General features: G+C 73.8%; 4 protein-coding genes. 2 read left to right on the top strand and 2 right to left on the bottom strand.

What is annotated here, in order from left to right:
* A partial coding sequence (locus KS423_RS08415; RefSeq protein WP_308020155.1) for a LacI family DNA-binding transcriptional regulator occupies nucleotides 1–696 on the bottom strand: 696 nt, incomplete at its 3' end.
* A 208-nt stretch (nucleotides 697–904) separates the two neighbouring features.
* On the opposite strand from KS423_RS08415, the gene KS423_RS08410 reads away from it, so the two are divergent.
* A complete protein-coding gene (locus KS423_RS08410) occupies nucleotides 905–2,962 on the top strand; it encodes a glycogen debranching N-terminal domain-containing protein (RefSeq protein WP_224276746.1) in 2,058 nt (685 codons plus the stop codon).
* A 239-nt stretch (nucleotides 2,963–3,201) separates the two neighbouring features.
* Nucleotides 3,202–4,692 (top strand): carboxylesterase/lipase family protein, encoded by a 1,491-nt coding sequence (locus KS423_RS08405; RefSeq protein ID WP_224276744.1) that lies wholly within the window; start codon nucleotides 3,202–3,204, stop codon nucleotides 4,690–4,692.
* Nucleotides 4,693–4,899: 207 nt separating this feature from the next.
* Here KS423_RS08405 and KS423_RS08400 read toward each other — a convergent pair whose 3' ends face one another.
* Nucleotides 4,900–6,138 (bottom strand): GNAT family N-acetyltransferase, encoded by a 1,239-nt coding sequence (locus KS423_RS08400; RefSeq protein ID WP_224276742.1) that lies wholly within the window; start codon nucleotides 6,136–6,138, stop codon nucleotides 4,900–4,902.
* Nucleotides 6,139–6,454 lie beyond the last annotated feature (316 nt).

Genomic DNA, 6,454 nt, shown 5'->3' with positions numbered 1-6,454 from the left:
CTCGGCGGCCTCGCCGGCGCGTTCCGGGTCGTCCGGGCTCTCGGCCCGGCGGCCCCGGGTGGGCAGTCCGAGCTCGCGCATCGCGCTCTGCCAGCCGCGGGCGCGGTCGTCGCCGACGCCGGAGCCCTTCGGCCAGCCGAGGAAGCCGATCTTGCGGTGGCCGAGCCCGGCCAGGTGCCGGACGGCGGTGGACGTCCCGGCGGCGCCGTCCACGTCGACCCAGTCGCCGACGTCCCGGCCGGTCCAGGTGCGGCCGAAGGCGACGTACGGGACGCCCTGCTCGTGCAGCCAGCCCTGGCGGCGGTCGCCGCGGTCGGTGCCGCTGAGCACGAAGCCGTCCGCGCCGTGCTCGTCCAGCAGCTGCCGGTAGCTGGTGAGTTCGTCGTCCCCGGGGGCCACGGCGAACAGCACCACCCGGTACCCGGCCCGGTCGGCGGCCTCGGAGAGCGAGTGCAGGAACCGGTCCAGGACCGGCGTCGGGACGCCGGTGCTGCTGGAGCGGATGCCGTAGCCGATCAGCCGGCTGGCCCTGGTCTTCAGCGCCTGCGCGGCCCGGTGGGGCCGGTAACCGAGTTCGTCGATGGCGCGCCTGACCCGCTCCAGCGTCTGCGGGCGCAGCAGTTCGGGCGAGTTGATCGCGTTGGACACCGTCTGACGGCCCACGCCGGCCCGAGCGGCGACCATTTCGAGGGTCACGGCGGACCCTGCCCTGGGCCGGGGCGATGAGTGTGCATGCATGACGGCGATCCTAGGTTCTGTCTTCATCGACAAGATCTTGGAGCGTTCCAATACGGGGTTCCATCATCCCCACCAGGGGGGTTAATGTCTTGGAACGCTCCAACGGCAGAAAGGTTGCGCCCGGGTGGAAGCAACTGTCAAGCCCCCAGCAGAGGATGAAGAGACCATGTCAGCGATTGAGCTGCAGCCGTTCCTGCACGACGCCCGGTTCTCCGTGGCCGCCCCGAGCTTCTGCGCCTCACGCCCCGACGGCCGGATCGGCGAGGGCGCGGACGGCTTCTACCACGGCGACCGGCGGGTCCTCTCCCGCCTGGAGGCGACCGTCGCCGGAGTCCCCAGCGCACCCGTCGCCACCGCTGACGGCCCGGACGGCAGCACCACCTTCGTCACCGTGCTGCGCGGTCTCGCCGAACTGACCGCCGACCCCGCCGTCACCCTCGAACGCCGCCGTGAACTACGGCCCGGCCGCCTCGTCGAACACCTCGCCGTCCGCAACGCCGGCGACCTCACTGCCCGGCTGCGCCTGGACCTGCGCGCCGAGAGCGACTTCGCCGCGATGGACACCGTCAAGGCCGGCCGCACCGGCACTCCCCGCACCGCCGAAGCCGAGCCGGACGGGCTGCGCTGGAGTGACGGCCCGCTCACCGCCGTCCTCGCCCTCAGCCCGGCCCCCGACCACCTCGACGCCGCCACCGGCACCCTCGGCTACGACCTGGAACTGGCCCCCGGGCAGACCTGGCAGGCCGTCCTGGAGTGCACCGCCGAACACCGCGACGGCGACCTCTTCCCCGCCCCGCCCGCCGACGCCGCACCCTGGCACACCCCCGCGGTCACCGGCCGCGAACACGACCTCGGTCACTGGCTCACCCGCTCCCACCAGGACCTGCGCGGCCTGCTGCTCACCGACCCGCTGAGCCCCGCCGACACCTTCCTCGGCGCCGGCGCGCCCTGGTTCCTCACCCTGTTCGGCCGTGACTCGCTCTGGGCGGCCCGGATGCTGCTCCCGCTCGGGACCGAACTCGCCGCCGGCACCCTGCGCACCCTCGCCCGCCGCCAGGGCCGCACCGTCGACCCGGCCACCGAGGAGCAGCCCGGCAAGATCCTCCACGAGGTCCGCCGCGAGGAGCAGCACCTCGGCACCGGCTCCCACCTGCCGCCCTGCTACTTCGGCACCGCCGACGCCACCCCGCTGTGGCTCGTCCTGCTGCACGACGCCTGGCGCTGGGGCCTGCCCGCCGACCAGGTCGAGGAGCTCCTCCCGCAGGCCGAGGCCGCCCTCGGCTGGCTGGAGCGACACGCCGACGCGGACGGTGACGGCTTCCTGGAGTACCTGGACAGCACCGGCCGCGGCCTGTCCAACCAGGGCTGGAAGGACTCCTCCGACAGCATCCGCTTCCGCGACGGGCGGATCGCCGACGCCCCGATCGCGCTCAGCGAGGTCCAGGCGTACGCCCATGAGGCGGCGCTCGCGGCGGCCGACCTCCTGGAAGCGTTCGGCCGCCCCGGCGCCGACCACTGGCGGCAGTGGGCCGAGCGGCTGCGCGAGCGCTTCCGGGCCCACTTCTGGACCGAGGACGAGGACGGCCGCTACCCGGTGGTCGCCCTCGACGGGGCCAAGCGCCGGGTGGACTCGATCGCCTCCAACATGGGCCACCTGCTCGGCACCGGGCTGCTGGACGCCGGGGAGAGCGAACTGGTGGCCCGTCGGCTCACCGCCCCCGGCATGGCCAGCGGCTTCGGCCTGCGCACCCTGGACGCGGCCGCGGCCGGCTTCAACCCGCTCGGCTACCACACCGGTTCGGTCTGGCCGCACGACAGTGCCATCGCCGTCCACGGCCTCGCCCGGGCCGGGCTGCACGAGGCGGCCGCGCCGCTGGCCGCAGGACTGGTGCGTGCTGCCGCGGCCTTCGACCACCGGCTGCCCGAGCTGTTCGGCGGCCACCCGCGCGAGCTCTACGCCCGGCCCGTCCCGTACCCGGCGTCCTGTCGGCCGCAGGCCTGGGCCGCAGCCTCCGCCGTCGCGGTCCTCCAGTCGGTGCTCGGCCTGGAGGCGGACGCGCCGGGCCGCCGGCTGAAGGTTCGGGCACGGGTGCCGGCCGGGTACGAGTCGCTGCGGATCGACGGGCTGACCGTGGCCGGACTGCCGATCGAGGTGACCACCGACCACACGGGCGCGGTCGACCTGCGGGCGCCGGAGGGCTTCACCGTCACCGTGGCCGGCTGACCGTCGGCCGGCTGTCGGCCGACAGCCGGGTCGTGGGGGGTGCGCGGGCCGTCGCTGTGCGTGTGGCTGTGAAGCACGGGCGCGGACCGTGTCCGGGGTCCGGGCGGAAGTGGGCCGGGACAGGAGATGCCGTGGGGCGAGAGGGAATTCGGTTGCGGTCGTGCCGGGCGGGAGGAAGGCTCCTACCGCTCCGAACATCCCAAGCTCTTCCGAAACTGGACTTCCCGATGAGCAACGTCATGGTCAGCACTCGTCACGGCCAGGTCCGCGGTCACCTCCACGAGGGCGCAGCATCCTTTCTGGGCATCCCTTACGCGGCACCGCCGTTCGGCGTGAACCGGATGCGTCCGCCCCGGACCCCCGAGCCGTGGAGCGGCGTGCGCGACGCGCTCGTCCACGGCCCGAGCGCACCGCAGCCGGGATACGCCCCTGCCATGGCCGGCCTTCTCACGGAGGCCGGCCCCCAGGGCGAGGACTGCCTCAACCTCAACGTCTGGACGCCTTCGCCGCACCAGTCCGGCGAAGGGCTGCCCGTCATGGTGTGGGTCCATGGTGGCGCCTTCCGCAACGGCTCCGGCTCGCTGCCCACCTACGACGGCTCCGTCCTCGCCCGCGACGGCGTCGTCTGCGTCACCCTGAACTACCGGCTGGGCGCGGAGGGCTTCCTCCTGCTGCCCGACGGCACCGCCAACCTCGGTCTCATGGACCAGATCGCCGCGCTGGAGTGGGTGCGCGACAACATTGCCGCGTTCGGCGGCGACCCCGGGAACGTGACCGTCTTCGGGCAGTCGGCCGGAGCGATCAGCATCACCGCGCTCATGGCGATGCCCCGGGCCGAGGGCCTGTTCCGGCGGGCCGTCACCCAGAGCGGGGCCGGACATCACGCGCACACGCCCGAGACCGCGCGCCGTATCACCGAACGCCTGGCCGCACTCGTCGGCGCCGAGTGCACCGTTGAAGCCCTCGCCGCCGTCCCACCGCGGGACCTGATCGCAGCCAACAGCCGACTCGCTCAGGAGATCGCCCGCAGTACCGATCCGGGCCAGTGGGGCGAGTCCGCAGGAGGCGGCACGACCGTTCTGCCCGTGGCCGGGACCGCGACGCTGCCCGAGCGTCCCGTCGACGCCATCGCCGCCGGTGCGGGCCGCGGGCTGGATCTGCTCACGGGCGTCACCGCTGAGGAGTTCCGCCTGTTCCTGGTACCGCTCGGCATGGCCGACCACATCGACGACGGGTTCCTGCACGGCTTCCTCAACGCTCTCGGGCTGGAGCCCGTGGCCGCGCGGGCCGTCTACGCCGAGGCCCGACCGCAGGCCAGTGCCGCCGACCTGTTCTCGGCGGTGATGACCGACCACGGCTACCGTCTGCCGGCGGTCCGCATCGCAGAGGCCCGCGCCGCCCACGGCGCGGACACCTACTTCTATGAATTCACCGAGCCTTCCCCGGCTCTGGACGGCTCCCTCGGTGCCTGCCACATGGCCGAACTCGGCCCCGTCTTCGGGAACCCGTACGACCCGCTGACGGACACGTCAGTCCATCCGCTGTTGTCCGAACGGATGCGCGGCGCCTGGACCTCCTTCGCCCGCCACGGCCGTCCCACCAGCGGCCACCTGCCACGCTGGCCCGCCTACCTGCCCGGCCGGTCCGTCATGTTCCTGGACGCCACCGCACCCGCCGTCCGCCAGGACGCCGCCCGGCCCGAACGACTCCTGTGGGACGGCCTGCGCTGACCGAAACGCCGGAGACCAGCGCAGGGCCGCTGCCCGGCATCCCCACGAGGCGCTGACCCGCAGTACCCGACCAGGGCGCCATTTGAGCGGGGCAGAGTCAACTGCCCCACCGGCACTCCACAGAGCGCTGGCACGACGCGGTGACCGCTGACGGCCCCCACTCGCCGGGCCCCGACAGGGGGTCGGCCGAGATCCCGGCGGCGGTTGTCACGGCAGGTAGTACGTCAGCAGGTCGGCCGTCTGCGGCGGGAACAGCGCGCGGTACGGCTCGTCCTCCCCGCGGACGTACACGTCCGGACGGATGCGGCTCAGCCCCTCGATCCCGTACGGGCCGAAGAGCAGCGCCGCCAGCTGGTCCGGTGCCACGCCCACGCCGCCGTCCGAACCGGGGCGCTGCATCGTGCCGCCCGTGACCACCTCGCCCAGCCCCTGCGCGCCGACCGGGATGCGGTAGTGCGCGCGGTAGGTGGAGAGCAGCAGTTCGCGGCCGGCGAGGTCCAGCCCGGCGGCGGTGAGGCGCTGCCGGAACAGCGGGCGCAGCCGGTCGAGCAGCGCGGCCGGATCGGGGATGCGGACGTAGTACTGCTCCGCCTCGGGGCGCGGCGTGTGGTCCAGCAGCTCGTGCCAGACGGTGGCCGGCAGGGTGCCGGGGCGGTGCACCACGTGGAGCTGCGCCTCGGGTGCCAACGCGGCGACGCCGGCGAGCAGTTCGCGTGCCGCGCGCTCGTCGGCGGCGGCTGCCTCGGCGAGGTGGAACTCGCCGTCGTCCACCGGGGTGGTGCGCGCCATGGCCACCGCCTCACCCGCGCGCTCGACCACCCGCAGCGTGGTCGCGTCGTGGGCCAGGAGCCAGCGCCAGCGGGCGGGGGAGTGGCCCATCGCGAGGTCGAAGCCGCGCTGCGCCTGGTCCTGGAGCGCGGCCAGGGCGGGCAGGTCCGCGGCCCGGGCGGTGCGCAGCCCGGGCGTGCCCTCGGCGGTCGGGGTGCCGCGCACCGGCCGTGAGACCGGGATGTCGATCGCGTACTCGTAGCCGAACAGCCGGTAGAAGTACGGGATTCCGATCATCACCTGGACCAGGTGCCCGCGGGCGGCGGAGCGCGCGTGCGCCCACTGCATCAGCGCCCGGACCAGGCCTCGGCCCTCGAACTCCGCATCGGTGGCGACCAGTTCGACCTGCCCGGCGGGCAGTCGGACGCCGCCGAGGCGCAGTTCCTCGTCAAGCAGGGTGGCTGTGGAGACCACCCGGTCGCCGTCGACCACCACCGCGCAGGCCGACCAGCCGGCCTCCGGGTCCTCGACCACCAGGCGGTGGTCGAGGGCGTCCTCCGGGGCGCCGCGCTCGGCGAGCAGGGCGCCGATCTGTTCCAGGTCGGCCGGACCGGACTCGCGCAGGAGCAGGCCGCCGGGCAGGGGTGCGGGCAGGGCAAAAGGTTCGCCAACGGTCATTCATGGACCTTCGCACCGGCGGTCATCCGTGTCCAAGGATTTTTCGCCGATCAGGCATGGCGGAGCGGGAACGTGCCCGATGCGAAGGCGCGTCCGTGGCGGGCCCCGGCAGGGCCGGCGGTACGGCAGAGTACTCGCAAAAGGCCGTCCCCGGGCTCTCGTCCTCCCGTTCGGGCCGGGTGCGGTGGCCTCTCCGAGTCGACCCGTGCGATCGGTGCGCGCCTGCTGTGTGCAAGAGTTGGCGAAATCGTGTCCATGGGCGGGCGGCCGGGTTGACCGTGGACACGACCGGACGGTTGGCTCGGCCGGACCACAG

This window comes from Streptomyces sp. LS1784 (assembly GCF_020103755.1).
Lineage (GTDB): Bacteria > Actinomycetota > Actinomycetes > Streptomycetales > Streptomycetaceae > Kitasatospora.
This window is presented reverse-complemented; position numbering and strand designations above follow the sequence as displayed.